Source organism: Azospirillum brasilense (genome assembly GCF_007827815.1).
Lineage (GTDB): Bacteria > Pseudomonadota > Alphaproteobacteria > Azospirillales > Azospirillaceae > Azospirillum > Azospirillum brasilense_C.
This window is the reverse complement of record NZ_VITH01000003.1, coordinates 197,743-224,149: the sequence shown is the minus strand read 5'-3', so window position 1 is coordinate 224,149 and position 26,407 is coordinate 197,743. Positions and strand designations below refer to the sequence as shown.

Below are 26,407 nucleotides of genomic sequence, written 5' to 3'. Positions count from 1 at the left end.
CTCTTTATGGACGTGCGAGGGAGGGGTCCGGTCAGCGTTTTCCTTCCGTCATCATCTCGGAAGGGCAGGACAGCGGCGTCTTTCGGGGAAGATCGGCCTGGACGACGCTTCCCGTCTCCTGTCCCTGGGCGCGGATGGCGTTCCAGTCGGCCTCCGCATCGTTCCAGAACCAGACCCGCTCCCCCGGATCGGCCAGACGGTAGCGGTTGCCGTAGAGCCGGTTGCCGGCGGCGACCACCGCGGTGTCGGCGTCCACGTCGGTGACGGCGCCGACGCGCGCGTTGGCGTTGCGGATGACGAGGCTGTTGTCGAAGATCTCGTTGCCGACGGCGGGGGTGTAGGGCGCGCGGTCCTGGGACACCACCGTCACCGCGTTGCCGTAGCCGGCCGGCACGTCGATGTCGTTGCCGTAGACCTTCACGCCCCGCGCGCTGGAGATCAGGATCTGGGCGCCCCAGAACCAGCCCTGGCCGCGCTGCCCGTTGTCGGCGAGCCGGTTGTTGCGGATCACCCCGTCGTAGCTGATCTCGTAGGTGATGCCGTTGTCGGCGTTGCCGAAGACCAGATTGTCCTCGATCACCAGACGGTGCACGTCGATGTCGGCCCAGATGCCGGCGCCCACATTGTCGTGGACGCAATTGCCGCGGATGACTCCGCCGCCGGCGGACTCGGTGATCTTGCCGCCGCCGCCCTCCCAATGGAAATCGACGCCGGCGTAGCCGTTGCGGGCGATCTCGTTGCCGGCAATCAGGAAGTCCGTCCCCGACCCGGAAAAGCCGGCGTGGCCGTTGTCGTGGATGCGGTTGCCGAGGATGCGGCTGCCGTTGCCGGCGTTGATGCCGACGCCGTGGTTCAGGCGCAGGACGCTGTCGCGGACGGTCCAGCCGGGGCCGAACTCGGCGTCCACGGCGGCCGCCTGGATGGGGGCTGCGTATTTCTCGATGGTCAGCGCCTCGATGACGACACCCGACGCCGTGCCGCCGAAGGCGCGGGGGGTGACGCTGGTCTCGACGGTGCGCCCGGTGGGGTCGTCGCCGATCACGATCTCGTCGGCGGCGTAATCGAAGAACCAGCGCCCGGGTCCGACGTCGGACCGGCTGCCGGCATGCAGCAGCGGCGCGTCGTCAATGAACAGGTCCTCCGGTCGGGCGCAGCGGGGGAAGCCGGAGCGGCAGAACTCCGCCGCGTTGACCCGACCCTCCTGCGTCTGCCCGCGGGCGATCCACACGGAGCCGCGGCGGACGAAGGCGGTGAGCCGTCGCGCTCCGCTCAGCACCGCGCCGGGGGCGCCCATGAACCGGTTGCCGTCCTTTGGAACGATGGATTGCAGGCGATGAACGCCGGCCTCCAAGCGGAAGCGCGTGCCGGGGGGGTGGCGGTTCACCGCCGCCTGGAGGTCAGCGCCCGGTCGCAGGGAGACGGTGGGCGGCTCCGCTCCTGCCGCCGCCGCTGGAAGGCCGGCAAGCAGGAAGAGCGTCGCGAGGCGGGCAGGGCGGCGGGCGTGCCGCCGGGCTGTGGCGCGTCCGGTGTCCATGGTGGCCTCGCGGCGTCGTCCGCCACTCGGCGGATCTGTGTGGGCGGATCTGCGTGGGCGGATCGGCGTGGCGGATCGGAAGGGCGGGCGAATACGCTAGCATGCGAAGGCAGCGGCCAGAATCGTCAAACCGGACGATCGACCTTGGTCGGGGCCGGGCCTCGGCCCAAGGGAACCGGAGCGACCGCGGGCCGTTGCCCAAGGGCACACCCCCAATCGTTCGAGAGCGTGCCATGGCCTCCCGCATCGAGGATTACGCCCTTCTGGGAGACTGCGAGACCGCAGCCCTGTTGTCCGCCGAAGGTTCCATCGACTGGCTGTGCTGGCCGCGCTTCGATTCCGACGCCTGCTTCGCAGCGCTCCTGGGCACGCCGGAGAACGGGCGCTGGCTGCTCCGCCCCAGCGACCCCGACGCCCGGACGAGCCGCCGTTACCGCGGCGACAGCCTGATCCTGGAGACCGAGTTCGAGACGGACGAGGGCGCCGTCACCGTGATCGATTTCATGCCCCCGCGCGGCGAGGCGTCGGACGTCGTGCGCATCGTGCGCGGTCGGCGCGGGCGGGTCGCCATGCGGATGGACCTGACGCTGCGCTTCGGCTATGGGCACGTCGTGCCCTGGGTGACGCGGATCGGCCCGCACACCCTGCGCGCCATCGCCGGGCCGGACATGGTGGCCCTCCACACCAGCGCCCCGATCCACGGCGAGGATCTGAGCACCGTCGCCGACTTCACCGTGGCGGAGGGCGAGAGCCTCAGCTTCGTGATGATCTACTCCCCCTCGCACCTGCCGCTGCCGCCGCCGGTCGATGCCGAACAGGCGCTGGCGGAGACCGAGCGCTTCTGGGCGGAGTGGAGCGGGCGCTGCACTTACAGCGGTTTGTGGCGGGACGCGGTTGTGCGCTCGCTGGTCACGCTGAAGGCGCTGACCTACCGTCCGACCGGCGGCATCGTCGCGGCGCCGACCACCTCCCTTCCCGAACAACTCGGCGGGGTGCGCAATTGGGACTATCGTTACTGCTGGCTGCGCGACGCCACCCTGACCCTGCTGGCGCTGATGAACGCCGGCTACCTGCAGGAGGCGCGGGACTGGCGCGACTGGGGCCTGCGCACCATTGCCGGCAGTCCCCAGCAGATCCAGATCATGTACGGCATCGCCGGGGAGCGCCGTCTGCTCGAATGGGAGGTGCCCTGGCTTCCCGGCTACGAAGGCGCCAGCCCGGTCCGGGTCGGCAACGCTGCGGCCCCCCAGCTCCAGCTTGACGTCTACGGGGAGATGATGGACGCGGCGCATCAGGCGCGGATGCGCGGCATCGAGATCCGGCCGGAAGGCTGGCACGTCCAGTGCGCCTTGCTCGACCATATGGAGTCGGTGTGGGACCAGCCCGACGAAGGCATCTGGGAAGTGCGCGGCGGCGCCCGGCATTTCACCCATTCCAAGGTGATGGCCTGGGTCGCCGTGGACCGCATGGTGAAGAGCGCGGAGAAGTTCGGCCTGGACGCGCCTTTGGACCGCTGGAAGGCGCTGCGGCAGGCCATTTTCGAGGACGTCTGCGCCAAAGGCTATTCGAAGGAGCGGAACAGCTTCGTCCAGTATTACGGCGCCAGCCACGTCGACGCGGCGCTGCTGATGCTGCCGATGCTCGGATTCCTGCCGGTGGACGATCCCCGCATCCAGGGCACGGTCGCCGCCATCGAGCGGGAACTGCTGCAAGACGGCCTTGTCATGCGCTACCGGACGGAGCGGACCGACGACGGGCTTCCCGACGGGGAGGGCGTGTTCCTCGCCTGCTCCTTCTGGCTGGCCGACGTCTATGTGCTGCAAGGGCGTCAGGCGGAGGCCGAGGCGCTGTTCACCCGGCTGCTCGCCCTGCGCAACGATCTTGGGTTGTTGTCGGAGGAATACGACACGACGGCGAAGCGGCTGGTCGGCAACTTCCCGCAGGCCTTCTCGCACATCGCGCTGATCAACACCGCCTTCAACCTGACCCGCGCGGAGAAACCGGCGGAGCAGCGCCAGGACGGCGACTGACGGCGGACCGGAAAAACCCCTCCCGCCGGTGAGGGCGGGAGGGGCGCGTCGGGCAGGGTCAGCGGATGTTGCTGCCGGTCGTGCTGCTGCCCGTGGTGGTGCTGGAGGTGCCGGTGCGGCTGGTGCTGTCCGAACTGCCGGAGGTCCCGCTCGTCCCGGTGCCGGACATGCCGGTCCCGGAGGTGCCGGAGGCTCCGGACGTGCCCGTCGTGGACCCGCTCATGCCGGTGCTGCCCATCCCCGAGCCGCTCATGCCGGTTCCGGAAGACCCGGCGGTGCCGAGCCCGGCCATCGCCGATGCCCCGGCGGTGGTGCCGGTGCCGCCGAAGGTCTGCTCACGGACGCGCAGGTTGTTCTGCACGTGGCGGACGCCCGAGATGGTCTCGGCCATATCCTCGGCGCGGCGCTTGGTCCGGCGGTCGCCCACCGTGCCGCTCAGCGTGACTTCGGAATTGCTGACGGTCACGTCGATCTCCGACGCGTCGATGTAGGGATCGTCGGTCAGGCGGTCGTTCACATCCTCGCGGATGCGGTCGTCGGAGCGGGTGTAGCCGCGCGGCCCGCGGCCCCGATGGTGCTGGGCGCCGGGATCGTCGTTGCGGGCGTCCATGCGGCGGCGGCGCTCCGCGTCCTCGTCGCCGAACCAGGAGGCCATCTCGTCGCCCGCCCGTTCGAAGAAGCCGCGCTCCTCGTTGCGGCCGGAACCGCCGCCGCCATAGCCCATCCGGCCATAGTCACGGTTGCCATAGTCGCGATTGCCGGAATCGCGGCTGCCGTAATCTCGGCCGCCATAGGCCCCGCTGCCGTAATCGGAGCGGCCGAAGCCGCCGCGATAACCGAAGTCCTGGCCGTAGTCGCCGCGGTCGTCGTAATTCTGTCGGTCGTCGCGGGAGCGCCAGTCGCGCTGGCCCTGGCCGAAGGAACCACGGGACCCGGAGTCGCGGCCGTAATCGGAGCGGCCGTAATCACGGCCATAATCACGGTTGCCGGAGCCCTGGCCATAAGACCCCTGGCCATAAGACCCCTGGCCATAAGACCCCTGGCCGTAGGAACCCTGACCGTAATCGCCCCGGCCTTCCTGCTGGCGCCAGTAGTCGCGGCCATAGTCGAAGCCTTCGCGGCCCTGGCCCTCGTAGCCGTAGCCCGGCTGGCGGCCACCGCCGCCCATCATGCCGGAACGGCCAGACTGGCCCGATCCGGATTGGCCCCAATTCGATTGACCGAACTCGTCCCGGCCGCGGTTCTGGTACGAACCGGCGCTCCACTCGCGGCCTTCACCGCGTTGGCGGTCGCGCTCCCACCGGTCATCATCGCGGCGGGCGCCCTGGTCGTTCCTCCACCTGGATTCATAGTCGGACATGGGATGCTCCCCATTTGGACAGTGCCCGTTCGCCGGGCGTCCGCAAACAACAGGGAAGGCGCCGAAGGATCGCGGGCCGGCGTTGGCTTTGCCATCTCTTTGCCATGCGCCCCGCACAGGCCAGCCAACCGCAAGGCCCTTGGGGAGCGCGCAATCCCGGAATCCGTGCGGCCCGTGCCGTTTCGCGCCGCTGCGGCGGTTCGTGCGCGAAGACGGCCCTTCGAGCGCCCCCTTGAATGGCGCGGCGAAGGAAACATATGTGCAACATCGCCGGCGGATGGCCGTAACCTTCGGGTGACCGACCGGCGAACCCCTTTCCGGGTCGTGATTCAACGGTTGACCGGCGTCGTCATCTGGATTAATGGCTCGAACACCGCTCTCCCTGGCCGGTTCGGCCGGCTGCCTCGACCCATCCCCACGGTCCTGGCGCCGCCGATGGCCGGGGAGACCCCCGAGATCCGCATCGACACGCGATGCACGCCCGTCCGGCAGCGTTGAATGCCGGCTGAGATGTTGTGAAGCAAGAAGGACGTATGACGTTTGATAACAAGCGCCGCCGCGCGGCGCCCAAGGGCGGCAACCGCCCGAACTCGAATTTTGGCGGCAACCGCCCGAACACGATTGTTGGCGATGTGCGCAGCGGCAAGTCCGGCGGCCCGCGTTTCCAGAAGAACCAGAACCCCAAGCCCTACGAGCGCCCCAAGGCGACCCGTCCGCCCGGCGCGCCGGTTCCCGGCCCGGTGCCGGGCCACGACGAGATCCTGTTTATCCCGCTCGGCGGCTGCTCGCGCATCGGCATGAACATGGCGCTTTACGGCCATGCCGGGAAGTGGCTGATCGTCGACGCGGGCGTCGCCTTCATGGGCGACGAGGCGCCGGGCGTCGACAGCCTGATGGCCGATCCCTCCTTCATCGAGGAGCGGATGGACGAGGTGGTCGGCTTGGTCGTCACCCACGCCCACGAAGACCACATCGGCGCCATCCACCACCTGTGGCCGGGGCTGGAATGCCCGATTTACGCGACCCCGTTCGCCGCCCACGTCATCCGTGAACGGCTGAAGGAGTCCGGCGGCCTCCGCCACGCCCGCATCCGGGTGTTCGAGCCGGGCGCCTCCTTCGAGGTCGGTCCCTTCGGCATCGAGACCATCACCGTCACCCACTCGATCCCCGAGCCGGTGTCGGTGGCGATCCACACCAAGGCCGGCACGGTCCTGCACACCGGCGACTGGAAGTTCGACCCGCACCCGCTGGTCGGCCCGACCATGGACCTGGACGCGCTGAAGCGTCTGGGCGACCGCGGCGTGCTGGCGATGATGTGCGACAGCACCAACGCCAACGTCGACGGCACCACGGGGTCGGAAGCCGACGCCCGCGCCGGCCTGATGGAGGCCTTCGCCGGGCGCAAGGGCGCCATCGCGGTGACCGGCTTTGCGTCCAACGTCGCCCGCATGCAGGCGGTGGCGGAAGCCGCGGCGGCCAACGACCGCAAGGTGGTTCTGGTCGGCCGGTCGATGCTGCGCATGGAGAAGGCGGCCCGCGCCAGCGGCTATCTGGAGACGGCTCCGGAGTTCATCTCCATCATGGAGGCTTCCTGGACGCCGCGCCGGAATCTCGTGTTCCTGTGCACCGGCAGCCAGGGCGAGGAGCGGGCGGCGCTCAGCCGGCTGGCCCGCGACGGCCACCGCGACCTGTGGCTGGAGAGCGGCGACACGGTGATCTTCTCCGCCCGCGCCATTCCCGGCAACGAGGTGGTGCTGGCCGACGTGCAGGATCATCTGAAGGCCAAAGGCGTGACGGTGGTGACCCCCGCCGACGCGCCGGTGCATGTGTCGGGCCACCCGAAGCGGGACGACCTGATCCGCATGTACGACCTGATCCGCCCGCGCTTCTCCGTGCCGGTGCACGGCACGATCGAGCATCTGGAGGCCCACGCCCGCCTCGCCCGCGCCTGCGGCGTGGAACGGGCGCTGGTTCCGGAGGACGGCGACATCCTGCGGATCGCCCGGGAAGGCACCGCGGTCATCGGCCACATGGAGGCCAAGCGCCTCGCCAACACCGGGCGCGAGCTGATCCCCTGGACGGGTCTGCCCGTCGTGGAGGACGCGGACGCCGCGGCCGAAGCCCTGGAGACGATGGCCGCCTGACGCTGCCATCATCCCCGACCGCCACCTTTCATCGGGCCACGAATCACCAGAAGGGGGACAACCGCCCTCCGTTCGCGCGCACCAGGGGCCGGTTCACGGCCCTGTTTTTTTCTTGGAGAGTTGCCCATGGCTGGCTATCCCGCCGACCGGCTTTCCTTCCCCGACATCCTCGATCCGGTGCTGGAAGCGCCGGACGGGGACGACACCGCCCTCGACCGCGCCATCAACGAGGTGGCCGAGGCGCTGGCCGACAGCGGGACCCTGATCGTCGACGCCCTGGGCCAGGCGGCCTACGGCGTGACCGACGAGGAGGCCGTCCTCGGCCTGATCGACACCTACATCCGCGTCCTTCTGCATCTCGGCGAGGTGGAGGAGGCGGCGGACATGGGCGAGGTGATCGAGCGCATCCAGCGCTTCCAGCGCCGCCGCAAGCGCCGCGGTTCGCGCGCCTCCTGACCCGGCCCCATAATCCGGCCTATCCTCAGACCGGCGGGACCGTTCCGCCGGTCAGCCAGCGGGTCGCCAGGGCGCGCAGCCTTGCGGTCTGCTGCCGCTGCCGGTAGACCGACACGGCGTAGCCGATCCCGATGAAGCCGACGATCACCACCCAGAAGCCGAACAGATAGCGCCAGTCCGCCCCGGCTGTCAGCAGCACCAGGAGGACCAGCGTCACCACCCCCGCCACCACCCCGCCGATGATGCGCATCCGCAGGAAGGCGGCCTCGTCGCTCTGTTCGAAATCCTCGGCCAGCGCCTGGATTTCCAGTCCGGCCTGACGGCGGGCCTCCGCCGCCGGGTTCAGCGCATCCATGCCATCTCCAATCCGTTTCCGGGCTTCGCATCCCAGGCGCGATGATCCGTCACATTCGCCTGCTATGAAAGGAAGAACAGGCAAAACGCGCTTCCGGTCCTCCGCGTCCCCGGTGCGGGCCGGCCGCTTCGGTGGAGTCCTCGAACCATGCAGACCGGCCCAGCCATGCAGACCGGCTATGTGCGCACCTACGAACGCATCGCCCCGCTCTACGACGCGTTGGACCTCGGCTACGAGGTGATGTGGAAGCGGCGGCTGCGGCAGGGGACCTTCCGCGGCCTGTCCGGGCGCATCCTCGACGCCGGGGCGGGCACCGGCCGCAACATCCCCTTCTACCCCGCCGCCGCCTGCGTGACCGCGGTGGACGCCAGCCCGGCCATGCTGGCCCGCGCCGCCAAACGGGCGGACCGGCTGGGGCGGGCGGTGACGTTCCGGGTGCTGGATCTGGCCGCCACCGGCTTTCCCGACGGCCATTTCGACCATGTGGTGGCGACCTTCGTCTTCTGCGTCCTGCCGGAGGAACTGCAGGTGCCGGTGCTGCGCGAGATGCGGCGCATCCTGAAACCGGAGGGGACGCTGCGCATCCTCGACTACACCCAGTCGGAGCGCCCGGCGGCCCGGCTGTGGATGCGCGTGGTGTCGCCCTGGCTGAGCTTCGCCTTCGGCGCCCGCTACACCGCCGGCTACGAGGCCCATCTGCCGCAGGCCGGCATGGGGGCGCTGGACAGCCGCTTCGTGATGGGCGACTGCGTGAAACTGGTGGAGGCCCGCGCGGCCTGAGCCGCCGGGCCGTCCGTCACCCGGTCACCCGGTCACCCGATCAGGCGGTCAGCCGGCGCGCCGCCGTTCGTGCGCCGGGCCGCCGAAATGGTCGAGCGCCTGGGCCAGCGCGTCGTCGAACACCTCGGCCTTCTCGGTGAAATAGTCAAAATAGCCGTAATGGCGGCGCAGCGGCAGTTCGGTCAGCGAGCGGATGCGGTAGGCCGGGTCGTTCAGCGTGCCGCGCTCCATCAGCTCGATCACCCGGCGCAGCCGCGCGACCTCCGCCTTGTAGGAGTTGGCGAACCACTGGCGGATCTTCCAATTCTCCACCTCAAGCTGATTGCGCGGCACCGGCCCGATCCAGGAGACCGGGAAGGGGGCGGCCACCGTCACCTCGTCGAAGCCGTGCAACTCCGACAGAATGATGCTGCGGTGGTAGGCGCCGTCGATCAGCCCGCCGGGCGCCTCCTCGAAACCGTAGAGATAGAGCCAGAGGGCGCTTTCCACCGCCTCGGCGGTGATGTCCTCCAGCCCGACCTCGCCGGCCATCAGGCGGCGTGCGGCGGCGTTGCCGTGCAGCAGCCCGTTGCCGGAGCGGAAATCGTAGGTGTTGAAGACGACGCCGACCTCGGCCTCGTTCAGGGTGCGGGCGATCTCGGCCACGGTGTCGCGGTCGCGCACCGGGGCGTACTGGCGGGCCGGCATCAGCCGCTCCAGCACCGCCGAGGGCGACAGCGGGACGTCCAGCCAGCGCCGGGCATGCTCGCCCAGCACCGGGCGGAACACGCCCTTGTGCCCGAACAGGGCGGTCTGCCAAGCCTGGAGCAGCCCGCCGGACGCCCCCGTGTGTTCGAGAAGCAGGCGGCGCACGTCCTCGCCGCGCAACCAGGCGGCCAGCACGACGATCTGCCCGGAGGTGACCGTGAACAGGTCGGGCATCCGCTCCAGGCGGTCGAGCGCCGTCAGCACGCCCGCGCCGTGCAGGTTGAACCCACCGAAGCCGCCCAGGGCGACCGCTCGTTTCTGCATGTCAAAAACTCCAACCGAAGAACAACCGGCCCGCGCGGCGCCGCTGTCGCGGACCGCCGCCGGGCCAGCGCTACGCCATGCGCCCGCAAACGGATGTGCCGGGCATGGCGGGGCGTCACTGCCGCTGTGTCAGGGAAAAGATGGGCCGTCCGTCGTTAGCCGGCGGCCCGGCCGCCACCCAGTCGGTGGGGATCGAGGTCCGCCGTCCGTCCTTTCAGGAACGCGGCCAGCCGGCCCAGCAGGGACCGGAGATGCTCGGCGCGCAATTGTGCGGCCTTGCGGCGGATGAGCCGCAGATCGCGTTCGGAGGGAAGGGCGGAAGCGAAAGGCGAAGGCGTGTTCATAAGGGACCTCCTCAAAGGATTGAGAAGGCGTCTCCCCCTGGAGAAAGGACTTATCATTATGTTGCAGTGCACAATGTAGGGCAGCGTCACTGCCCCGTCAAGGCTGGTCCGCTTTTTGTCCGCCGCCCACCGCTCGCGCTCCCCGGCCAAAACCACCGGCTGGGGTGCGGTTCAATCCCCGGTCTGGCTCAACGGGTTGTGGTTCAGAAGATCCTGGATGGCGCCTTGAAGCTGCCGCGGCGTGATCGGCTTGCGCACCACGGCGAGCCCGAGCGCCGCCGCGTCGCGGTCGCAGTCGGTGCCGATCTCTCCGGTCAGGATGATGGCGGGAACCGGCGAGCCGACCAGCCCGCGGATCTGCACGATGGCCTCCGTGCCGATCCGGCCGTTGCGCAGCCGGTAATCGGCGATGATCAGGTCGGGCCGGCGGGCCAGCCCGCGCAGCCGCTCCAGCGCCTGCTCGGCGGAGCCGGCCACCACGACCTCGTACCCCCATTCCTGGAAGATGGTCCGCAAGCCCATCAGGACGATCACGTCGTCCTCGACCAGGACGGCCAGCCGCCCCTCTCCGGACGGCGCGACCTCGGCCTCGGGGGCGGGAAGGGAGACGGCCGGTGCGGCGGCGCGCGGCGCCTCGATGGAGAAAACCGAGCCATGCGCCGGTTCGGAGCGGACCGACACCGGATGGTTCAGCAGCCGCGACAGCCGCTGCACGATGGCCAGCCCGAGCCCGAGCCCCTGGCTGCGGTCGCGCTCCGGGTTGGCGACCTGATGGAACTCCTCGAACACCTTGGTCTGCTGCTCCGCCGAGATGCCGATGCCGCTGTCCTGCACGGTGATGCGGACGGTCCCGTTCGTCGCCTGGCAGGACACGCGGACGTAGCCCGTCTCGGTGTAGCGGATGGCGTTCTCCACCAGATTGCGGAGCATCCGGCCGAGCAGCAGCCGGTCGCTGCGCACCGCCAGATCCTGCGCGGGTTGGGCAACGGCGAACTCCAACCCCTTGCTCGCGGCGATCGGGGCGTAGGCCGCCTCGATCTCCTCCAGCAGCGGGCGCAGGGCCAGCGTGCCGATCTGCGGGGTGATGACGCCGGCGTCCAGGCGCGACACGTCCAGAAGGCTGTCGAGAAGATTCTTCAGCGTCTCCAGCGCCCGCTCCAGCGAAGCCAGCGGGCCTCGCCCCTTGTCGGGATCGACGTGGCGTTGCAGGACGCCGGCGAACAGAAGGGCGGATTGCAGCGGTTGGCGCAGGTCGTGGCTGGCCGCGGCCAGGAACTTCGATTTGGAGACGTTGGCTTCGTCGGCCTTGGCCTTGGCCTCGCGCAGGGCCTCCTCCATCGCCTTGCGCCCGGTGATGTCGAGGTTCAGCCCGCTGAGCCGGACCAGACGCCCGCTGTCGTAGACGGGGCGGCCGATCGCCATGATCCAGCGCACCCCGTCGCGCGGATGGAGGATGCGGAACTCGCCGCGGTAATCGGAGCGCCGGGCCTCCAGAACGTCCTTCGTGAAGCGGCGCACCGTGTCCCGGTCGGCCGGGTGGACCAGTTCGAAGAAGCTGTCCTCGCCGGGCGTGAAATTGTCCGGGGTGACGCCGTACAGCCGGTACATGCCGTCCGACCAGGCCAGCGTCCGGTCGCGCAGGTCGAAATCCCAGATGCCGGCTTCCGATGCGGCCAGGGCGATGGTCAGCCGCTCCTCGCTGCGCCGCAGGGCTTCTTCCAGCGCCTTGCGCTCGGTGATGTCGAGGTTCAGGCCGCTGAATTGCAGCGGCGTACCGTCCAGGCCATAGCTGACACGCCCGATCGACGAGACCCAGCGGACGTCACCGCTGGGCTGGACGATGCGGTATTCCAGGCGGATGTAGGCGCGCCGTTCGGCGAGCATCTCCGTCTGGGCCTTCAGCGTGGCGATGTCGAAGTCGTCGGGATGGACCACCGACCGCCACATGGCGCTGGTCGCCTCGTGCACGGCCGGGTCGAGCCCGAAGATGCGGAAGGTCTCCTCCGACCAGTGGCCCTGGCCGGTCGCCAGATCCCAGTCGAAGGACCCCGCCATGGCCGATTCCAGGGCGAGGCTCAGCCGGTCCTTGCTTTTGCGCAGATCGTCCTCGGCCTGGCGGCGCCGGGTGATGTCGAGAAGATAGACGGACATGCCGTTGGCGTTGGGGAAGGCCCGCATCCAGAACCAGCGCTCGGTGCGCACGCCCTGGAACTCGGCGTCGGTGGGCGTCTGGTCGATCATCGCCTGATGGGCTTTGCGCCACAGCGGCGTATCGACCAGTTCGGGGAAGGCGTCCCACAGCGAGCGGCCGCGCAGGTCGCGGCCCTGGGCGATCAGGGAGATCGCCTTGTCGTTCAGGGAGGTGAAACGCCAGTCGCGATCCAGCTCGATCACGCCGTCCACCGTGCTGCCGAGCACCGCCGCCATGCGCAGCGCGTTGCTGCGCGCCAATTCGTGGGCGCGCAGGAAACGCCACAGGCTCCAGCCGACGATCAGCCCGGCGAACAGGAAAAGCCCGGCGAAGATCAGAAGCGTGCGCTGTGCCGCCTCGTTGACCGGCTGCATGGAGCGGTCCTTGTCGAGGCTGACATGGACGTAGAGGTTGGGAACGCCGGCGGCCAGCGGAGACACCGCGGTGACCCGCATCCGGCCGTCCGGTCCGGGCGCCTCGACCACGCGCCGCTCCCCACGGTCCAGCATCGCCTGATAGGGATTGGTCAATGGCTTGCCGACGGTGTCCGGTGTGTCCGGCTGGTGCGCCAGGACGATGCCCGAGCGGTCGGCGATCACCACCTCCGCCTCGGCCGGCAGGGTCTTTTCGCGCAGGAACAGGTTCAGCCAGGTGGTATCGAGCAGCACCGTGACCACTCCCGACGGAGCGCCGCTCTCGTCCTTGTAGGCCAGGGCGAAGGGGATGGAGGGGCGGCCCGTGGTGCGGGAGGTCAGGGTGGCCCCCTGGCTCTGCTCTCCAGTGGTCAGCGCCTCCTGCCAATAGCTGCGGTCGGCGACCGACAGGCCGCGCGCCTGCGGTTCGGTGGAACACCAGATGGTCCCGGACCGGTTGCTGACGCTCACGGCCAGATAAGGGGGATATTTGGCTTTGATCCGGAGAAGTGTGTCCTGGCATGCGGCTGGCGACAGCCGCCCGACCCCCATTTCGGTAAGAGCAACCAAAACGTGTTTAATGTCGTCGGCGATGCGCTGTTGTTCGGATTCGACCTGATCCAGAAGCTGCATCGAATCCACACGGATTTCCGCTTCCCGGGACTTGCGCAATTCCAGGATGCTGTGCACTTCGAAGGCGATCAGCGGTAACGCAACCACAAGGAAAAGAATCGACAACCGACGCGCCGACCATCCAGGCCGCTGGTCCGGCTCGCTGGTCTTCACCCGTATCTCCTTGCTCCACCCTTCTGCGGGCAAAGATTGCCAGAATACGATGGTAATTAAAACAGGCTGTCTGTTCTATCCCGATTGCTGGCCCTCCATTTCTTGGAAAAGCTGTTACGGAAAGGGCAGCGCATAACCGGAGGTGGCCTCCACCGCGGCGGCCAGCCGCAGCACCGCCGCATCGGACAGGCGCGGACCGGCGATCTGGAGCCCCACCGGAAGCCCACCGCCCTCCGTCACCCCGCAGGGGACCGAGCAGGCCGGCGCGTAGCAGTGATTGAACAGCGGCGTGAAAACCGCGTGGCCGCGCGGCGTCACCGGGCGCCCGTCGATGGTGGCGGGGCCGAGCCGGTCGAACGGCCAAGCGGTGACCGGGGTCGTCGGGCAGACCAGCAGATCGTACCGCGTGAAGAGGGCCGCCAGCGCGCGGTACGCCTCCTCCCGCAGGTGAAGGGCGCGGGCGACCTCCGCGCCGCTGGTGCGCAAACCGGCGTCGATCTGCTGGCCGATGTCGGGGTCGAACAGGTCCGGCGTCGCCCGGTAGCGCTCGCCGTAGAGCGCGGCGAGGCCGGCGAACTGGAGGGGCATCAGGCCGCTCTCCCCGGCCCCCGCGGGCCACACCGGGTCAGCCTCCTCGACGATGGCCCCGGCGTCGGCGAGGCGGTGGACGGCGCGCTCCACGCAGGCGGCGACCTCCGGATCGACGGGGGCGTCGAGACCCAGCCGCCGGCTGTAGGCGATGCGCAGGCCCGCCGGGTCGGGGTTGGCCGTGGCGTCGAGGAACCGGCCGGGCAGCGCCACCGATTGCGGGTCGCGCGGGTCCGGCCCGGCCAGCGAGTCGAGCATCAGCGCCGCGTCGGCGACCGAGCGGGCCATCTGGCCGATCACCGAGTTGCCGAACACCGGCTCGGCGAAGCCGATGGGGTGGGGGACGACTCCGGCCGACGGCTTCATGCCGACCACCCCGACATGGGCGGCGGGCCGGCGGGTGGAGCCGCCGCCGTCGGTGCAGAGCGCCAGCGGCGCCAAGCCCGCCGCCACCGCGCTGGCCGCCCCGCCGGAGGAGCCGCCGGGGGTCAGCGCCACATCCCAGGGATTCCGCGTCGGGCCGTGCAGGAGGTTGGTCGTCACCCCCTTGCAGGCGAACTCCGAACAGTTGGTGATCCCGGCGAAGACGGCGCCGGCGGCGCGCAGCCGGGCCACCGCCACCGCGTCCTCCGGCGCCACGAAGCCCTCGAACAGCCGCGATCCCTGGCGGACCGGCTGGCCGCGCACCCAGATGTTGTCCTTCACCGTGAAGGGCACGCCGAGCAGGGGCAGCGCCTCGCCCCGCGCGGCCCGCGCGTCGGCGGCCCGCGCCTCCGCCCGTCCGGCCTCCGGGTCGAGATGGACGATGGCGTTCAGCCGCGGGTTCTCCGCCGCGATCCGTTCCAGCAACTCGTCGTAGAGGGCGACGGCGCTGACCTTGTGGGCGGCGACCTGTTCGGCGATCCGGCGGGCGCTCATCAGGCGCATGGGGTGTCCTCGGCGGCGGTGGAAAGGTCGGGGGTGGGGGCTGGCGGCAGGGGGACGACCAGCGCCGCCGCGCCGGCCAGCGCGACGGCGGCGGCGGCCAGATAGCCGGCGGAATAGCCGAAGCCTCCGGCGACCAGCAGGCTGAACAGCGCCGGCCCGATGACCAGCCCGGCGTAGGCGATGGCGAGCATGCCGCCCGTCGCCTCGCCCGCCCGGCCCGTCGGGGCGAGACGGGCGACCTCCGAGACGAAGAGGCCGTTCCAGCCGCTCGCGGACAGGCCGAAGGCGGCGCAGACCGCCAGGACGGCGGGCACCGGCCAGCCGGGGGAAGCGATGGCGACGAGGGCGGCGGCGACGCTCATGGCGACGCCCAGCCCGGCGAGGATGACGCGGGGCGGCGCCCAGCGCGTCGCCACGAGGCCCCAGCCGATGCGCCCGACCAGCCCGGCGCCCTGCGCCACCGCCAGCGCCGTGCCCGCCAGCGGCAGGCTCCAGCCCAGGCCGGTCACCGCGAAGCTGACCAGGAAGCCGTTCAGGCAGAGCTGCATGGCCGAGAAGGCGCAGACCGCCATGGCCAGCCGGCGCAGCGCCGGCTCCCCGGCGACCAGATCGAGCGCGCGCTTCAGCGTGCCGCGCCCGGCGGGGCGGGGGGCGGCGCGGTCGTCGCCGTCGTGGCGGCGGGCCAGCGGCTCCAGGACCAGCGCCAGGACGGCGGTGGCGCCCGCCACGACCAGCAGGCTGGCCTGCCAGCCGAAGGACAGGACCAGCAGCGGCACGGCGAATCCCGCGGCCATGCCGCCGAACTGGTTGCCGGTCTGGCGCAGCGAGAAGACCAGCGGCCGCTTCTCCGGCGGGGTCAGCCGGGACAGCAGTTGCGTGCTGGCCGGCGTCTCCGGCCCGAAGGCGAAGCCCAGCGCCAGCGCTCCCAAAAGGAAGGCGATGGGAAGGGCGCTGGCCGACAGCAGCGCCGCCCCGGCGGCGGCGAGCAGGCAGGCCTGGCAGGTGCGGATCGCCCCCCAGCGCGCGATCAGCCCGCCCGCCCCCAGCGACGCGGGGATGGCGGCGGTGAAGACGACCGCGGTATAAAGGCCGAGAAGCCCCGGATCGACCCCCAGGTCGGGCGCCGCCTGCGGCGCGATCACCGGGATGGCGAAGAGACACAGCCCGACGAACGCCTGAACCGCCGCCATGGCGATCAGAGGCAGCAACCAGACGTTCATGGGAACTCCACACAGGAAAGGGACGGGCCGATGGCCGGCGGGATTTCGTTGCATGCGGTGGACGTGGCGCGCGGGGTGCCCGCCGAGGGGATGCGGGTGGAACTCTATGCTTTGCGGGACGGACAGCGGGACAGGCTAGCGGAAAGCCGTTTGTGTGCCAATGGCGCGCTTGACCATCCGGTGGTCGGCGGCGCGGGTGTGACGGCGGGCGTCTACGAGGCGGTGTTCCACATCGGCCCCTGGCTGCGCGCGCAAGGCGTGGGAGCGGCGGAGCCGGCCTTCCTGGAGGAGGCGCCGTTCCGCTTCACCGTCACCGACGTGGCGCAGCACTACCATCTGCCGCTGAAATTCACCCCCTGGGGCTATTCCCTGTTCCGCGGGGCGTGAATTAACGGAGCTGCCGCGACAGGCCGGCGACGCGCTCCATCACCACCATCGCCAGGACGGTGACGGCGATCAGCACGCCGGACACCGCCGCGGCGCGGACGTCCAGGCTGTTCTCCAGGATCTGCCACATGCGGATCGGCAGCACCTCGTTGCGGGCGTCGGCCATGAACAGCGACACCGGTATGTTGTCGAAGCTCGACATGAAGGCGATGAAGGCCCCGGCGCCGATGCCGTTGCGGATAGTCGGCAGCGTCACCCGGCGGAAGGTGTAGAGCCGCCCGGCCCCCAGGCTCTCCGAGCTTTCCAGGAGCGCCGGGTCGAGCTGGGCGAGGTTCGCCAGCGTGGTGCGCAGGACGTAGGGCACGCTGACCACGATGTGGCCGATGGCCAGCGTCAGGAAGGACAGCTCCACCCCCGCTGTGCTGAAGAACACCAGCGAGGCGAGGCCGAAGGCCAAAGCCGGCAGGACCAGAGGCGACATGAACAGCGCGTCCAGCCCACGCGCCCACGCCCGCCGGCTGCGCCCGATGGCGAGCGCCGCGGCGGTGCCCAGCACCACCGACACGGCGGTCACCACGGCGCCCAGTTTCAGGCTGACCAGCGCGGCGTCCTGGAGCTGCCACGCGTCGATCAGCGAGGCGTACCAGCGCAGGCTGTAGGACGGCGGCGGGAACTTCAGCGAATAGCCGTCGGTGAAGGAGGTGACGAGCACCACCAGCGTCGGCGCTGCCAGCAGCAGCAAGGCCGCACCGGCGAGCGTGCCCATGACGAGGCCGAAGGAGGCGCTTCCCAGGGTCGGGCGCTGCATGTCAGGCATGGACGTACCCCTTGCTGGCGCGGCCCAGCAGGTTGAACAGCATCACCACACCCAGCACCGACATCATGAAAACGATGGAGATGGCGGCGGCGAAGGGCCAATTGTGAAGCGTGATGGTCTGTTGATAGATGTATTGCGGCATGAACAGCATCTGCCCGCCGCCGACCAGCGACTGGGTGATGAAGGCGGTGACGGCGGCGGCGTAGGTCAGCAGGCAGCCGGCGACGATCCCCGGCAGGCTCAGCGGCAGCGTCACCTTGAGAAAGCCCCGCCACGGCCCGGCGCCCAGCGCCGCCGAGGCGTCGAGCAGGTTCGGGTCGAGCCGCGACAGGGTGGTGATGAGCGGCAGCACCATCAGCGGCATCTGCACCTGCACCAGGGCGGCGACCAGACCGCCCTCGGTGTAGAGCAGGCGCAGCGGCGTCTCCGCCAGACCCAGCGACAGCAGCAGGTTGTTGACGATGCCGTCGCGCCCCAGGATGACGATCCAGGCGAAGGTGCGGACCACCACGGAGGTCAGCAGCGGCAGGATGATGACGAGGATCAGTGCGGACTGCATCCGCGGCCCGCTGCGGGTGTAGAGCCAGGCCAGCGGATAGCCGAACAGCAGCGTCAGCGCCGTGACCTTCACCCCCAGCAGCAGCGTGCTGCCGAGCACGGCCAGATTGAAGGTGTCGCCGAAGAAGCGGATGTACTGGTCCAGTCCGAACCGCGTCATCTCCGCGTCGGCGTAGAGGCTGACGGCGACCAGCAGGAGCAGCGGCGTCACGAAGAACACCGCGAAAAAGGCGGCCAGCGGCAGCGCCAGCGTCCATTCCCGCCCGATGCGGGGCCATGCGGCGGTCGCGGGTCCGGCAAGGCCGGGGGCGGTGATGGCGGTCATGGGGTGAGGTCCTGTGGCAATCGCATTCTTGGTCCCCTCTCCCCTCTGGGGAGAGGGTTAGGGTGAGGGGGATGCGCTTGTGCCGAATGCACCAAAATGCGCAACCCCCTCACCGGCCCTGCGGGCCACCCTCTCCCCGGAGGGGAGAGGGCTAAGAAGGCCAGCAAGGGAAGTGCCGGGAGGGGCGCCCGTTTCCCGCACTTACACCTTGATTTCCTTGTTGAACCGCTCGATCCAGCCGGCGCGGTTCTGGTTGATCACCGACCAGTCGTGGAACACGAAGGACGCCTTCAGCTCCTCCTGGTCCTTGGCGATCATGCGGGCGATGTCGCCGTCCATCTGCACCTTGGAATTTGTCGGGATGACGTAGAAGGGCGCCTGCATCAGCTTGGTCTGCACCTCCGGCGCCATGGCCGATTCGATCAGCGCCGCGGCCAGCTTGGCGTTGGGGGAGTTCTTGGTGATGTGGGCGGTGGTCAGGAAGGCGATGGTGCCGGTCTTCGGCTTGGCGAACTCCACCGGCACGCCGCGGGCGCGCAGGATCTGGATGGCGTTGAAGTTGCCCGGCGAGATGTCGATCTGGCCCTGCTGGAACAGGGTGGCGAGCGCACCGGGGTTGGGCGCCACGGCGCCGAGGTTCGGCTGAAGCTCCTTGAGCGCGGCGAAGGCCGGCTCGATGTCGTTCTCGCCGCCGCCGCGGGTCTTCGCCAGTTCGACCATGAAGGCGGTGCCGAGCGTCGAGTTCATGTTGGTGATGCCGACGCGGCCCTTGTATTCCGGCTTCCACAGGTCGTCCCAGCTCGTCGGCGGGGTCTTGACCTTCTCCGGGTTGTAGGTGATGCCGACCGCCTGGAAGAAGATGCCCGGCCCTTCGGGCAGTTGGGCCACCGGCAGCAGGTCCTTGTAATTCTTGCTGTCATCGACGGGGAAGGGGGCGGCCAGATCCTGGCCGATCACCGACAGGCGCGGGCCGGGGTCCATCAGCATCACGTCGATCGGCGGGTTCGCCTTGGCGGCGGAGACCTTGGCGATCATGTCCACCGACAGCATCGGGTCCAGCGCGATGTCGGCGTTGCCCGTGGCCTTGCGGAAATGCGGGACGATGACGTCGCGGTGGGCTTCCTCCCAGCTTCCGGTGAAGGTGGCGAACACCAGCTTGCGTGCCTGCGCCCAGCTCATGCCGGGGAACAGGGACATGGCGCCGAGCGTGAGGCCGGCGGCGAGGATCTGGCGGCGGTCGAGGGTCATCGGCAGGCACTCCAGGGGGAGGAGGAGAGAAGAGGGAGGGAGTGGATCAGGCGCCCGCCGGAACGGCGAAGGCGCGGCAGGTCTGGGGGGAGACGGGCTGCAGCCGGACCGGCGTGCCGGGCGCGCGCAGCGCGGCACCGGCCACGCGCGGCTCGGTCACCTTCACCTTTCCGCCGTCGGCGGTGCGCACCTCGTAGACGACCACCGGGCCGAGCGGCAGGGCGAGGTCCACGGTGCCGACGATCTGCTGGGGCGCCGCCTCGGTGGCGAGCCGCAGATTCTCCGGGCGCACGCAGAGGATCGCGGGGTCGCCGGCGGCCAACGCGGCGTCGGGGGTTACGGCGGTCAGAACGGTGCCGGCCTCCAACGCCACCTCGGCGACGCTGCCGGAGGCGCGGACGACGCGGCCCCGCAACTGGTTGGCGCTGCCGACGAAGCCGTTGACGAACAGCGTGCCGGGACGGTCGTAGACGTCTTCCGGCGTGCCGAACTGCTCCAGCTTGCCCCGGCTCAGCACGGCGATGCGGTCGGCCATGCTCAGCGCCTCCTCCTGGTCGTGGGTGACCATGATGGTGGTGATGCCGAAACGGCGTTGGAGTTGCTTGATCTCGATCTGCATGTCCAGCCGCAGATTCTTGTCGAGCGCGGCGAAGGGCTCGTCGAGCAGCAGGATGCTCGGCTGGATCGCCAGGGCGCGGGCCAGCGCCACGCGCTGCTGCTGCCCGCCGGACAGCTGCTTGGGGAAGCGGTCGCGCATGGCGTCCAGCTTCACCAGACCCAGCATCGCCTCCACCCGCGCCCGCACCGCGTCGCGGGCGGCCCCCCGCGCCTCCAGCCCGTAGGCGACGTTCTGCGCCACCGTCATGTGCGGGAACAGGGCGTAATTCTGGAACACGATGCCGACACCGCGCCCGGCCGGCGGCAGGCTGTCGACCACCCGGTCGCCGATGACGACGCGGCCCAACGTCTGCGCCTGAAAGCCGGCGAGGATGCGCAGCAGCGTGGTCTTGCCGCAGCCGGACGGCCCCAGCAGGGCCACCAGCTCACCCGCCTTGATCTCCAGCGTCACGTTGTCCACCGCGGTGGAGGCGCCGAAGCGGTGGGTGATGCCGTCCAGCGTCACCGCGACGCCCGCGGGTTTCGCGGTGGCCTCCGAGGCGGTCCCAGCGGCGGTCTCAGCGGCTGTCTGCGGTTCCGGGCTGCGATGCGGGCGGGTGGATTGGAGTGCGGCCATGGGGCGTATCCTGGTAGGGCGCACCGGCGGAGACCCCCGGTGGCACGGCGCAGGACACAGGGAGAGCAACCCGCGTGCCACTCCGGCGGGTTCTCCGGTGAACCCGGCCGGAGCCCTCACATACTCTGGTGTTCAACCAGACTTGGCCGTTCGGGCACGGCGCGAAGCTGGGCAGACTGCCCGCTGAATGTGCCTAAAATTTCAGCGAAGCCTTGGTCTTCACCATGCTGCCCGACGTGTGGGCAAGGAGGGACGGCGCTGGGGTCAGGCGGGCTTGGCGGCCTCGCGCCAGGACTGGCCGGGCCCGGTGACCGGCGGCAGCGTCGGCAGCGGGCAGGGGCGTCCCTCCGGCAGGCCCAGCAGGTTCACGGACACCACGCCGGGAAAGGCGTTGAACGCATTGCCCGCATAGTTGGCCGGGTTGAAGATCGGCACGATGTGCCACCACAGCCGGTAGCCCAGGCCCTGGAGCAGTGTGATGAGTTCGGCGGAATGCTCCTCCCGGTCGTTCTCCAGATAGAGCGCCGGTCGGAAACGGGCAATGCTCCGGACGGCGCCCTCGATCACCAGCGCCTCCATGCCCTCCACATCGGCCTTCAGCAGAGCCAGCCGATCCAGGCCGAGGCCATCGATCGTCTCGACCGGCACCGGCTCGCCGTCGATGGCGCCCATGCTGACGGCGCCGAAGTTTCCGTGCTGGCCATAGTCGGGGATCGGGACGGTCACCTGGCCGGGTGAGCCGCCGACCGCCGCCCGGTGCAGGACGACGTTGTGAAGGCCGTTGGCGGCGAGGTTGTGGGCCAGCAATTCATGCACCACGCGCTGCGGCTCGAAGGCGTGAAGCAGCCCGGTGGGGCCGACCGTCCGGGCCAGCGGGACGGTGTGCGCGCCGATGTTCGACCCGGCTTCGACCACCACGTCGCCGGCGTCCACCAGCATCGCGGCGAGGCGATGCTCATCGTCGGAGTATTCGCCGTAGAGCGCGAGCGAGCGCCCGACATAGGCGTCCTTCGGGAAGAAGCGCATGATGCCGTGGCGTCCCGGCCGTTCGGCGAGCACGGGACGCCCGGGCTGGGCCGGCAGGATGATGACCGAGGGCGGAAAGTCGGGCAGGTCGGCGGCAGCGGAGACGCGGCCGCTGAGCGGCAATTGCAGAATCTTCGCCCCGACATGCGACGACACGGGATCGTCCGGGGCCGGCGGGAAGGGCTGGCCGGCCTCGGGATGGACGCTGTCATGGACCAGCGCGCGCCCCTGGATGCGCGGCCACACCCAATCCGCCAGAAAGCGCTGGTCCTGCCAGCGGTCGGCCCTGCGGTCGGCGGCAGCGTCGATGGCCGGCCCCAACGGCGGCAGCCGGCCGGCCATGCCGCCCCACATCCCGGCCAGGATCAGGTCGGTGTGCAGCACATGGTCGCGCATGACGTGGAAGGGCAGGCCGGACGCGATCCAGGCGTCCACAGCGGCCTTCTCCCGCGCGGTCGGGCGGGAATCGCAGTCGCGGCAGAGAAACCGCGCCACCGTCGGGTCGTCGGCGACGAGGAAGCGCCAGAACAGCCCGTGCGAGGGGCCGCTGCCGGCCGGCATGCCGACCGTCTCGGCGCCGAGCCGCGCCAACTCGTCCAGCACCGGGCGGGGAACCGAATCGTCGTGGTAGAAGCGGCAGGTCCAGCCGGGAAGAACCGTGGGCATCGCCCTGGCGTTGGCGAGCGCGCCCCGCGTGTAGATCTCCCGCGTCCCCCACAGGCTGAAGGCGACGATGTTGCGGGTCCGGGCGCCGTCGGAACCGGGCGGCGGGGCATCGGAGAGGGCTTCGGCGGTGGGGACCATGGTGGCGGCCCGCGCCAGCTTGAGGGCCAGTGCCTCGCTCGACCACAGGGCGGCTTCCGCCGGTTCGCGCCGCTCCAGCACCTGGACGAGGGCGTCGCGCACCGTCACATGGCCGGGGTCCAGGCGGGCGGCGCGACGGAGAACGGTCAGCGCCTCGTCCGCGCGGCCGCCGCGGCTCAGGGTGATCCCCAGATTGTGCAGGGCGAATCCCTCCGCCGGGGCGAGGCTCATCGCCCGGCGGTACATCGCGGCCGCCGCGTCGAAGCGGTTGGAATCGAGAAGCGCGGTGGCGAGCAGGAAGGCCGGTTCGGACTCCGCCGGGCTCAAGGCGACCGCGCTCTGGAAGTCGGCCAGGGCGAGGCTTTGCCGGAACCGCCGCAGATGCTCCTGCCCGCGCTGCTGGTGGAGCAGGGCGAGCCGGCCGGTCATGTCCTCCCGGTCCGGGGCCAGGGCGCAGGCGTGCCGCAGGGCCGCGATGGCGGCGTCGGTGTCGCCGGCGTGATGCTCGGCCAGGGACTGGAAATACCAGGGATCGGGGGCCTCGGGCGTCAGGGCCAGGGCGGAGCGCAGGGCCGAGCTCGCCGCGCTCCATTCCTGCGCGGCGATGAGCGCCTTGGCATGGTCGATGCGGTAGGCCGCGGTGCCGGGAGCCTCCGCGACCGCGCGGCGCAACCGGTCGAGCGCGGTGTCGAGACGGTCCGTCTGGCCGGCGAGCACCCCGGCCAGATGCAGGGCCGGCGCGTGGTGCGGGTCGGCCTCCAGGATGCGGGTGTAGATGATCTCGGCTTCGGCGAGGCGACCGGACGTGTGGTGATCGACCGCGATGCCGAGCGCTTCTTCGATGGTCGCCATTCTGGGTCCTTCGCTTGACCGGCCGCGGACCGGTGCGGTGGGACGGAACCGGTTGCGCGCGGTGATAGCACAACACGCGGTGTTGCGCATGGGGCGTTCGCCGGTATGGCGCCCGGGTTCCACCAACGGCGGCCAGACCTCTGTGCCGATTGCCAAAAGCGGACCGCCCGTGCCACGGTGCCGCGCACGCGAAACAAGGGCGGGGTCGGGCGGTGGCGTCGGGCGGGATGCGCGATCTTCGGTTGGATTTTTTCCGCGGGCTGGCCCTGTGGTTCATCTTCGTGGACCACATTCCGGGCAACCAGATCGCCTGGGTAACGATGCGCAACTTCGGTCTCAGCGACGCGACCGAGGTGTTCGTGTTCATCTCCGGCTACACCTCGTCGCTGGTCTATTCGCGGATACTGGAGCGGCATGGCTGGCGGTTTGCCGCGGCCAAGGTGCTCGACCGCTGCTGGACGCTCTACATCGCCTATCTCTTCCTGTTCCTCGCCTTCACGGCCCAGGTCGCCTACACCGCGCGGGTCTTCGACAACCCGCTGTTCACCGAGGAAATGGGCATCGCCGGCTTCTTCGCCGATCCTGCGGTGTCGCTGGTCCAGGCGCTGGCGCTGAAGTTCCGCCCGGCCAACCTGGACATCTTGCCGCTCTACATCGTGCTGCTGCTGTCGCTCCCGCTGGTGCTGCCGGTGCTGCGGCGCTGGCCGCTGGCGCTGCTCGCCGGGTCGGTCGCGCTCTACGCGGCGGCCCGTCTCCTGGACTGGAACCTGCCGACCTACCCGGACGGCGGCGTCTGGTTCTTCAACCCCTTCGCCTGGCAGTTCCTGTTCGTGCTGGGGGCGACCATGCAGCGGCTGCCCAGGGTGGCGGCGACGCTGACCGAGCGGCGGACGGCGCTGCTGTGGCTGGCGGGAGCCTATCTGTTCGCCTCGCTGCTGCTGGTGATCTCCTGGCAGATCGCGCCGATGGCGGCGCTGATGCCGATGTGGCTGGCGGAGATCCTCTACCCGATCAGCAAGACCGACCTCGACCTGCTGCGGCTCGCGCATTTCTGTGCGCTGGCCTACGTCGTCCTGCAGATCGCGCGGTTCGACAGCGCGTGGCTGCGCTGGCCGGCGCTGGCGCCGGTGATTCTGTGCGGGCGGCAGTCGCTTCAGGTCTTCTGCCTGGGCATCTTTCTGTCCTTCGCCGGCCAGACCGTTCTGAACCACTGGTCCGCCTCGCTTTTGGCCCAATTTTCGGTCACACTCGCCGGAATCGCCGTGATGGTGGCGGCCGCGCGGGTGCTGACCTGGTATCAGTCCGTGGGACGGCCGCCCCGCCAACCGGCATCCGCCCCGCCCGCGGCCCCCGCCGCTCCACTGGCCTCCGCCGCCCCGATGGTCCCTGCCGCCACAGCCTCCGCCAAGGACCCGAGCGCATGAAACGCGCGATCGTCTGGACCCTGGCCGTCCTCGCGGGACTGACCGCATCCATCGGCATGGGCGTCGCGCGTGCGGCGTCGGCGACGCCCGACGATCCCTGCGCCGTTCCGGAGTCCGTCTACTCCGTCGACGGCGCCCTGCCGCGCGCCTGGGAGCGGCTGAAGCGCGGCGGCGCGCTGCCGATCCTGGTGCTCAACTCGGCGAGCGCGCGACCCGACACCGCCTATCCGATGCTGCTGGAGAAGGAGCTGGCGGCCCGGCTGCCCGACCGCAAGGTCAGCGTGACCGTGCGCAACGCGCCGGGGGCGACCGCGCAGGAGATGCTGCCGATCCTGAACCGGGAACTGGCCGCCTCCTCCGCTTCCCTGCTGGTCTGGCAGGTGGGGACGGCGGACGCCATGCGGAACATCGGGCCCGACAGCTTCGGGGAGGCGCTGGGCCGTGGCATTGCAGCGGCCCAGGGGCGCGGCGCCGACGTGATCCTGATGGACATGCAGTACAGCCCGCAGACCAGCCAGCTCATCACCTTCCAGCCCTACCTGGATTATGTGGAGTGGATGTCGCAGAACAGCGACGTGGTCCATTTCCCCCGTTTCGAGATGATGCGGCATTGGTTCGAGGAGGGCCGCGTCGGCTTCGCCCCTGACTCCAAGGAGGAAAAGCTGCAGGCCTACCAGTTCGTCCACCGCTGCCTCGGCCGCATCCTGGCCGACACCGTGTCCACCATGATCGACCGCGCCGGGAGACCCGCTCCGTGACAGGCACGCCCGCCCCCCGGACCCGTGGCCGGAGGGGCCCTGTCCTTTCCGCCCTCCTCTCCGCCGCCCTGCTGTCCCTCGTCCCCTTCCTCGCCGGCCTGACCGCCACGCCCGGCCCGGTGAAGGCAGCGGCCTGCGCCGTGTCGGTGCAGACCGCCGACCTCGCCGTGCCGCTGCCGCGCAGCGCGCGGGCGCTGGCCGCCGGCGGGCCGCTGCGCATCGTCGCCATCGGCTCCTCCTCCACCGCCGGCGCTGGGGCCAGCCGACCGGAGCACAGCTACCCGGCGCGGCTGGCCGAGCATCTCGGCGCGCGCTACCCCGGCCTCGCCTTGACCGTCCTCAACAAGGGCGCCAACGGTGAGACCGGGCCGGACATGCTGAAGCGGTTCCGGCGCGACGTGCTGGACGAGGCGCCCGATCTGGTGATCTGGCAGGTGGCGGCCAACACCGTCCTGCGCGGCGACGATCCCGACGCGGCGGAGCAGGTGATCCGCGACGGGGTGCGGACGCTGAAGGCGGCCGGGCTGGACGTCGTGCTGATGGACCTGCAATACGCCCCGGCCATGCTGGCGAAGCCCCGGCACGAGGAGATGGAGGAGCGCATCGCCCGCGTCGCGGCGGAGGAGGGGGTCGGCCTGTTCCACCGCTACGCGGTGATGCGCCAGTGGGTGGAGACGCGGCAGGCCGCCCTGGGCGATCTGGTCGGGCCGGACGGCATCCACCAGAACGACTTCGGCTACGACTGCGTCGCCCGCACGCTGGCGGCCTCGCTGCACGATGCGTTCAGTTTGCGGACCGCGGGGACGGTGACCGCGCGTCCGTGAGGGCCGGGGTG

The 26,407-nt window shown here is 70.2% G+C and carries 21 protein-coding genes; 8 read left to right on the top strand and 13 right to left on the bottom strand.

Annotated elements, in window-relative coordinates; all coding sequences use genetic code 11:
* Window positions 1-31: 31 nt before the first annotated feature.
* Window positions 32-1,534 carry a right-handed parallel beta-helix repeat-containing protein gene (locus tag FBZ83_RS07825; RefSeq protein WP_247888209.1) on the bottom strand — a complete coding sequence of 501 codons (1,503 nt, stop codon included), beginning with the start codon at window positions 1,532-1,534 and terminating at the stop codon, window positions 32-34.
* Window positions 1,535-1,767: 233 nt separating this feature from the next.
* On the opposite strand from FBZ83_RS07825, the gene FBZ83_RS07820 reads away from it, so the two are divergent.
* Window positions 1,768-3,564, top strand: a complete 1,797-nt coding sequence (locus FBZ83_RS07820; RefSeq protein ID WP_145681918.1) for a glycoside hydrolase family 15 protein — start codon at window positions 1,768-1,770, stop codon at window positions 3,562-3,564.
* A gap of 58 nt (window positions 3,565-3,622) precedes the next feature.
* Here the strand turns inward: FBZ83_RS07820 and FBZ83_RS07815 are convergent, their stop codons facing one another.
* Window positions 3,623-4,924, bottom strand: a complete 1,302-nt coding sequence (locus FBZ83_RS07815; RefSeq protein ID WP_145681917.1) for a BON domain-containing protein — start codon at window positions 4,922-4,924, stop codon at window positions 3,623-3,625.
* 533 nt (window positions 4,925-5,457) lie between these two features.
* Between FBZ83_RS07815 and FBZ83_RS07810 the strand changes: the two genes are divergently transcribed.
* Both FBZ83_RS07810 and FBZ83_RS07805 read left to right on the top strand, forming a co-directional pair.
* Window positions 5,458-7,068 carry a ribonuclease J gene (locus FBZ83_RS07810; RefSeq protein WP_247888208.1) on the top strand — a complete coding sequence of 537 codons (1,611 nt, stop codon included), beginning with the start codon at window positions 5,458-5,460 and terminating at the stop codon, window positions 7,066-7,068.
* Window positions 7,069-7,194: 126 nt separating this feature from the next.
* On the top strand, window positions 7,195-7,524 hold the full coding sequence (locus FBZ83_RS07805; protein WP_109071295.1) for a hypothetical protein: 330 nt from the start codon (window positions 7,195-7,197) through the stop codon (window positions 7,522-7,524).
* 25 nt (window positions 7,525-7,549) lie between these two features.
* On the opposite strand, the gene FBZ83_RS07800 is transcribed toward FBZ83_RS07805, so the two are convergent.
* Entirely contained in the window at window positions 7,550-7,879 is a 330-nt protein-coding gene (locus tag FBZ83_RS07800) for a hypothetical protein (RefSeq protein ID WP_035679689.1), read from the bottom strand.
* Between the two features lie 147 nt (window positions 7,880-8,026).
* Here FBZ83_RS07800 and FBZ83_RS07795 point away from each other — a divergent pair, with 147 nt between their 5' ends.
* Entirely contained in the window at window positions 8,027-8,659 is a 633-nt protein-coding gene (locus FBZ83_RS07795; protein WP_145681916.1) for a class I SAM-dependent methyltransferase, read from the top strand.
* A 48-nt stretch (window positions 8,660-8,707) separates the two neighbouring features.
* On the opposite strand, the gene FBZ83_RS07790 is transcribed toward FBZ83_RS07795, so the two are convergent.
* The 5 genes from FBZ83_RS07790 to FBZ83_RS07770 form a co-directional block, all read right to left on the bottom strand.
* Window positions 8,708-9,670, bottom strand: coding sequence for a hypothetical protein (locus FBZ83_RS07790; protein ID WP_145681915.1), 963 nt, complete (start codon window positions 9,668-9,670; stop codon window positions 8,708-8,710).
* Window positions 9,671-9,825: 155 nt separating this feature from the next.
* Window positions 9,826-10,014 (bottom strand): hypothetical protein, encoded by a 189-nt coding sequence (locus FBZ83_RS07785; RefSeq protein ID WP_114861064.1) that lies wholly within the window; start codon window positions 10,012-10,014, stop codon window positions 9,826-9,828.
* A gap of 171 nt (window positions 10,015-10,185) precedes the next feature.
* Window positions 10,186-13,170, bottom strand: coding sequence for a PAS domain-containing protein (locus FBZ83_RS07780; protein ID WP_282186893.1), 2,985 nt, complete (start codon window positions 13,168-13,170; stop codon window positions 10,186-10,188).
* A 348-nt stretch (window positions 13,171-13,518) separates the two neighbouring features.
* Window positions 13,519-14,919, bottom strand: coding sequence for an amidase (locus tag FBZ83_RS07775; protein WP_145681913.1), 1,401 nt, complete (start codon window positions 14,917-14,919; stop codon window positions 13,519-13,521).
* Window positions 14,910-16,139, bottom strand: a complete 1,230-nt coding sequence (locus FBZ83_RS07770) for an MFS transporter (protein WP_145681912.1) — start codon at window positions 16,137-16,139, stop codon at window positions 14,910-14,912. Before FBZ83_RS07770 ends, FBZ83_RS07775 begins: the two co-directional genes overlap by 10 nt.
* A 30-nt stretch (window positions 16,140-16,169) precedes the next feature.
* On the opposite strand from FBZ83_RS07770, the gene FBZ83_RS07765 reads away from it, so the two are divergent.
* Entirely contained in the window at window positions 16,170-16,526 is a 357-nt protein-coding gene (locus FBZ83_RS07765; protein ID WP_137142171.1) for a hydroxyisourate hydrolase, read from the top strand.
* A 1-nt stretch (window position 16,527) separates the two neighbouring features.
* Here the strand turns inward: FBZ83_RS07765 and FBZ83_RS07760 are convergent, their stop codons facing one another.
* The 5 genes from FBZ83_RS07760 to FBZ83_RS07740 all read right to left on the bottom strand — a co-directional run bounded on the left by FBZ83_RS07760 (window position 16,528) and on the right by FBZ83_RS07740 (window position 23,390).
* Window positions 16,528-17,343: an ABC transporter permease gene (locus tag FBZ83_RS07760; protein WP_186466000.1), complete on the bottom strand. Its 816-nt coding sequence runs from the start codon at window positions 17,341-17,343 to the stop codon at window positions 16,528-16,530.
* Complete coding sequence (locus FBZ83_RS07755; protein ID WP_145681911.1) at window positions 17,336-18,226, bottom strand: ABC transporter permease; 891 nt, start codon at window positions 18,224-18,226, stop codon at window positions 17,336-17,338. The genes FBZ83_RS07760 and FBZ83_RS07755 overlap by 8 nt, the downstream gene beginning before the upstream one ends.
* 201 nt (window positions 18,227-18,427) lie before the next feature.
* Window positions 18,428-19,474, bottom strand: coding sequence for an ABC transporter substrate-binding protein (locus tag FBZ83_RS07750; RefSeq protein WP_145681910.1), 1,047 nt, complete (start codon window positions 19,472-19,474; stop codon window positions 18,428-18,430).
* Window positions 19,475-19,520: 46 nt separating this feature from the next.
* Window positions 19,521-20,708 (bottom strand): ABC transporter ATP-binding protein, encoded by a 1,188-nt coding sequence (locus FBZ83_RS07745; RefSeq protein WP_145681909.1) that lies wholly within the window; start codon window positions 20,706-20,708, stop codon window positions 19,521-19,523.
* A gap of 264 nt (window positions 20,709-20,972) precedes the next feature.
* Window positions 20,973-23,390 carry an FkbM family methyltransferase gene (locus FBZ83_RS07740; protein WP_186465999.1) on the bottom strand — a complete coding sequence of 806 codons (2,418 nt, stop codon included), beginning with the start codon at window positions 23,388-23,390 and terminating at the stop codon, window positions 20,973-20,975.
* Between the two features lie 227 nt (window positions 23,391-23,617).
* On the opposite strand from FBZ83_RS07740, the gene FBZ83_RS07735 reads away from it, so the two are divergent.
* The 3 genes from FBZ83_RS07735 to FBZ83_RS07725 are packed head-to-tail and all read left to right on the top strand — an operon-like array spanning window position 23,618 to window position 26,396.
* Window positions 23,618-24,814 (top strand): OpgC family protein, encoded by a 1,197-nt coding sequence (locus FBZ83_RS07735; RefSeq protein WP_247888207.1) that lies wholly within the window; start codon window positions 23,618-23,620, stop codon window positions 24,812-24,814.
* A complete protein-coding gene (locus tag FBZ83_RS07730) occupies window positions 24,811-25,572 on the top strand; it encodes an SGNH/GDSL hydrolase family protein (RefSeq protein WP_145681906.1) in 762 nt (253 codons plus the stop codon). The genes FBZ83_RS07735 and FBZ83_RS07730 overlap by 4 nt, the downstream gene beginning before the upstream one ends.
* The gene (locus FBZ83_RS07725) at window positions 25,569-26,396 is read left to right on the top strand and encodes an SGNH/GDSL hydrolase family protein (RefSeq protein ID WP_145681905.1); all 828 of its coding nucleotides are present in this window, start codon (window positions 25,569-25,571) and stop codon (window positions 26,394-26,396) included. Before FBZ83_RS07730 ends, FBZ83_RS07725 begins: the two co-directional genes overlap by 4 nt.
* The last annotated feature ends 11 nt before the right edge of the window (window positions 26,397-26,407 follow it).

Coding starts and splice junctions, on each gene's coding strand:
- FBZ83_RS07730 (WP_145681906.1), top strand. CDS start 24,811: ATGAAACGCGCGATCGTCTGGACCCTGGCCGTCCTCGCGGGACTGACC.
- FBZ83_RS07810 (WP_247888208.1), top strand. CDS start 5,458: ATGACGTTTGATAACAAGCGCCGCCGCGCGGCGCCCAAGGGCGGCAAC.
- FBZ83_RS07780 (WP_282186893.1), bottom strand. CDS start 13,170: ATGGGGGTCGGGCGGCTGTCGCCAGCCGCATGCCAGGACACACTTCTC.
- FBZ83_RS07825 (WP_247888209.1), bottom strand. CDS start 1,534: ATGGACACCGGACGCGCCACAGCCCGGCGGCACGCCCGCCGCCCTGCC.
- FBZ83_RS07805 (WP_109071295.1), top strand. CDS start 7,195: ATGGCTGGCTATCCCGCCGACCGGCTTTCCTTCCCCGACATCCTCGAT.
- FBZ83_RS07765 (WP_137142171.1), top strand. CDS start 16,170: ATGGCCGGCGGGATTTCGTTGCATGCGGTGGACGTGGCGCGCGGGGTG.
- FBZ83_RS07815 (WP_145681917.1), bottom strand. CDS start 4,924: ATGTCCGACTATGAATCCAGGTGGAGGAACGACCAGGGCGCCCGCCGC.
- FBZ83_RS07740 (WP_186465999.1), bottom strand. CDS start 23,390: ATGGCGACCATCGAAGAAGCGCTCGGCATCGCGGTCGATCACCACACG.
- FBZ83_RS07785 (WP_114861064.1), bottom strand. CDS start 10,014: ATGAACACGCCTTCGCCTTTCGCTTCCGCCCTTCCCTCCGAACGCGAT.
- FBZ83_RS07795 (WP_145681916.1), top strand. CDS start 8,027: ATGCAGACCGGCCCAGCCATGCAGACCGGCTATGTGCGCACCTACGAA.
- FBZ83_RS07755 (WP_145681911.1), bottom strand. CDS start 18,226: ATGACCGCCATCACCGCCCCCGGCCTTGCCGGACCCGCGACCGCCGCA.
- FBZ83_RS07760 (WP_186466000.1), bottom strand. CDS start 17,343: ATGCCTGACATGCAGCGCCCGACCCTGGGAAGCGCCTCCTTCGGCCTC.
- FBZ83_RS07790 (WP_145681915.1), bottom strand. CDS start 9,670: ATGCAGAAACGAGCGGTCGCCCTGGGCGGCTTCGGTGGGTTCAACCTG.
- FBZ83_RS07800 (WP_035679689.1), bottom strand. CDS start 7,879: ATGGATGCGCTGAACCCGGCGGCGGAGGCCCGCCGTCAGGCCGGACTG.
- FBZ83_RS07770 (WP_145681912.1), bottom strand. CDS start 16,139: ATGAACGTCTGGTTGCTGCCTCTGATCGCCATGGCGGCGGTTCAGGCG.
- FBZ83_RS07745 (WP_145681909.1), bottom strand. CDS start 20,708: ATGGCCGCACTCCAATCCACCCGCCCGCATCGCAGCCCGGAACCGCAG.
- FBZ83_RS07775 (WP_145681913.1), bottom strand. CDS start 14,919: ATGCGCCTGATGAGCGCCCGCCGGATCGCCGAACAGGTCGCCGCCCAC.
- FBZ83_RS07750 (WP_145681910.1), bottom strand. CDS start 19,474: ATGACCCTCGACCGCCGCCAGATCCTCGCCGCCGGCCTCACGCTCGGC.
- FBZ83_RS07820 (WP_145681918.1), top strand. CDS start 1,768: ATGGCCTCCCGCATCGAGGATTACGCCCTTCTGGGAGACTGCGAGACC.
- FBZ83_RS07735 (WP_247888207.1), top strand. CDS start 23,618: ATGCGCGATCTTCGGTTGGATTTTTTCCGCGGGCTGGCCCTGTGGTTC.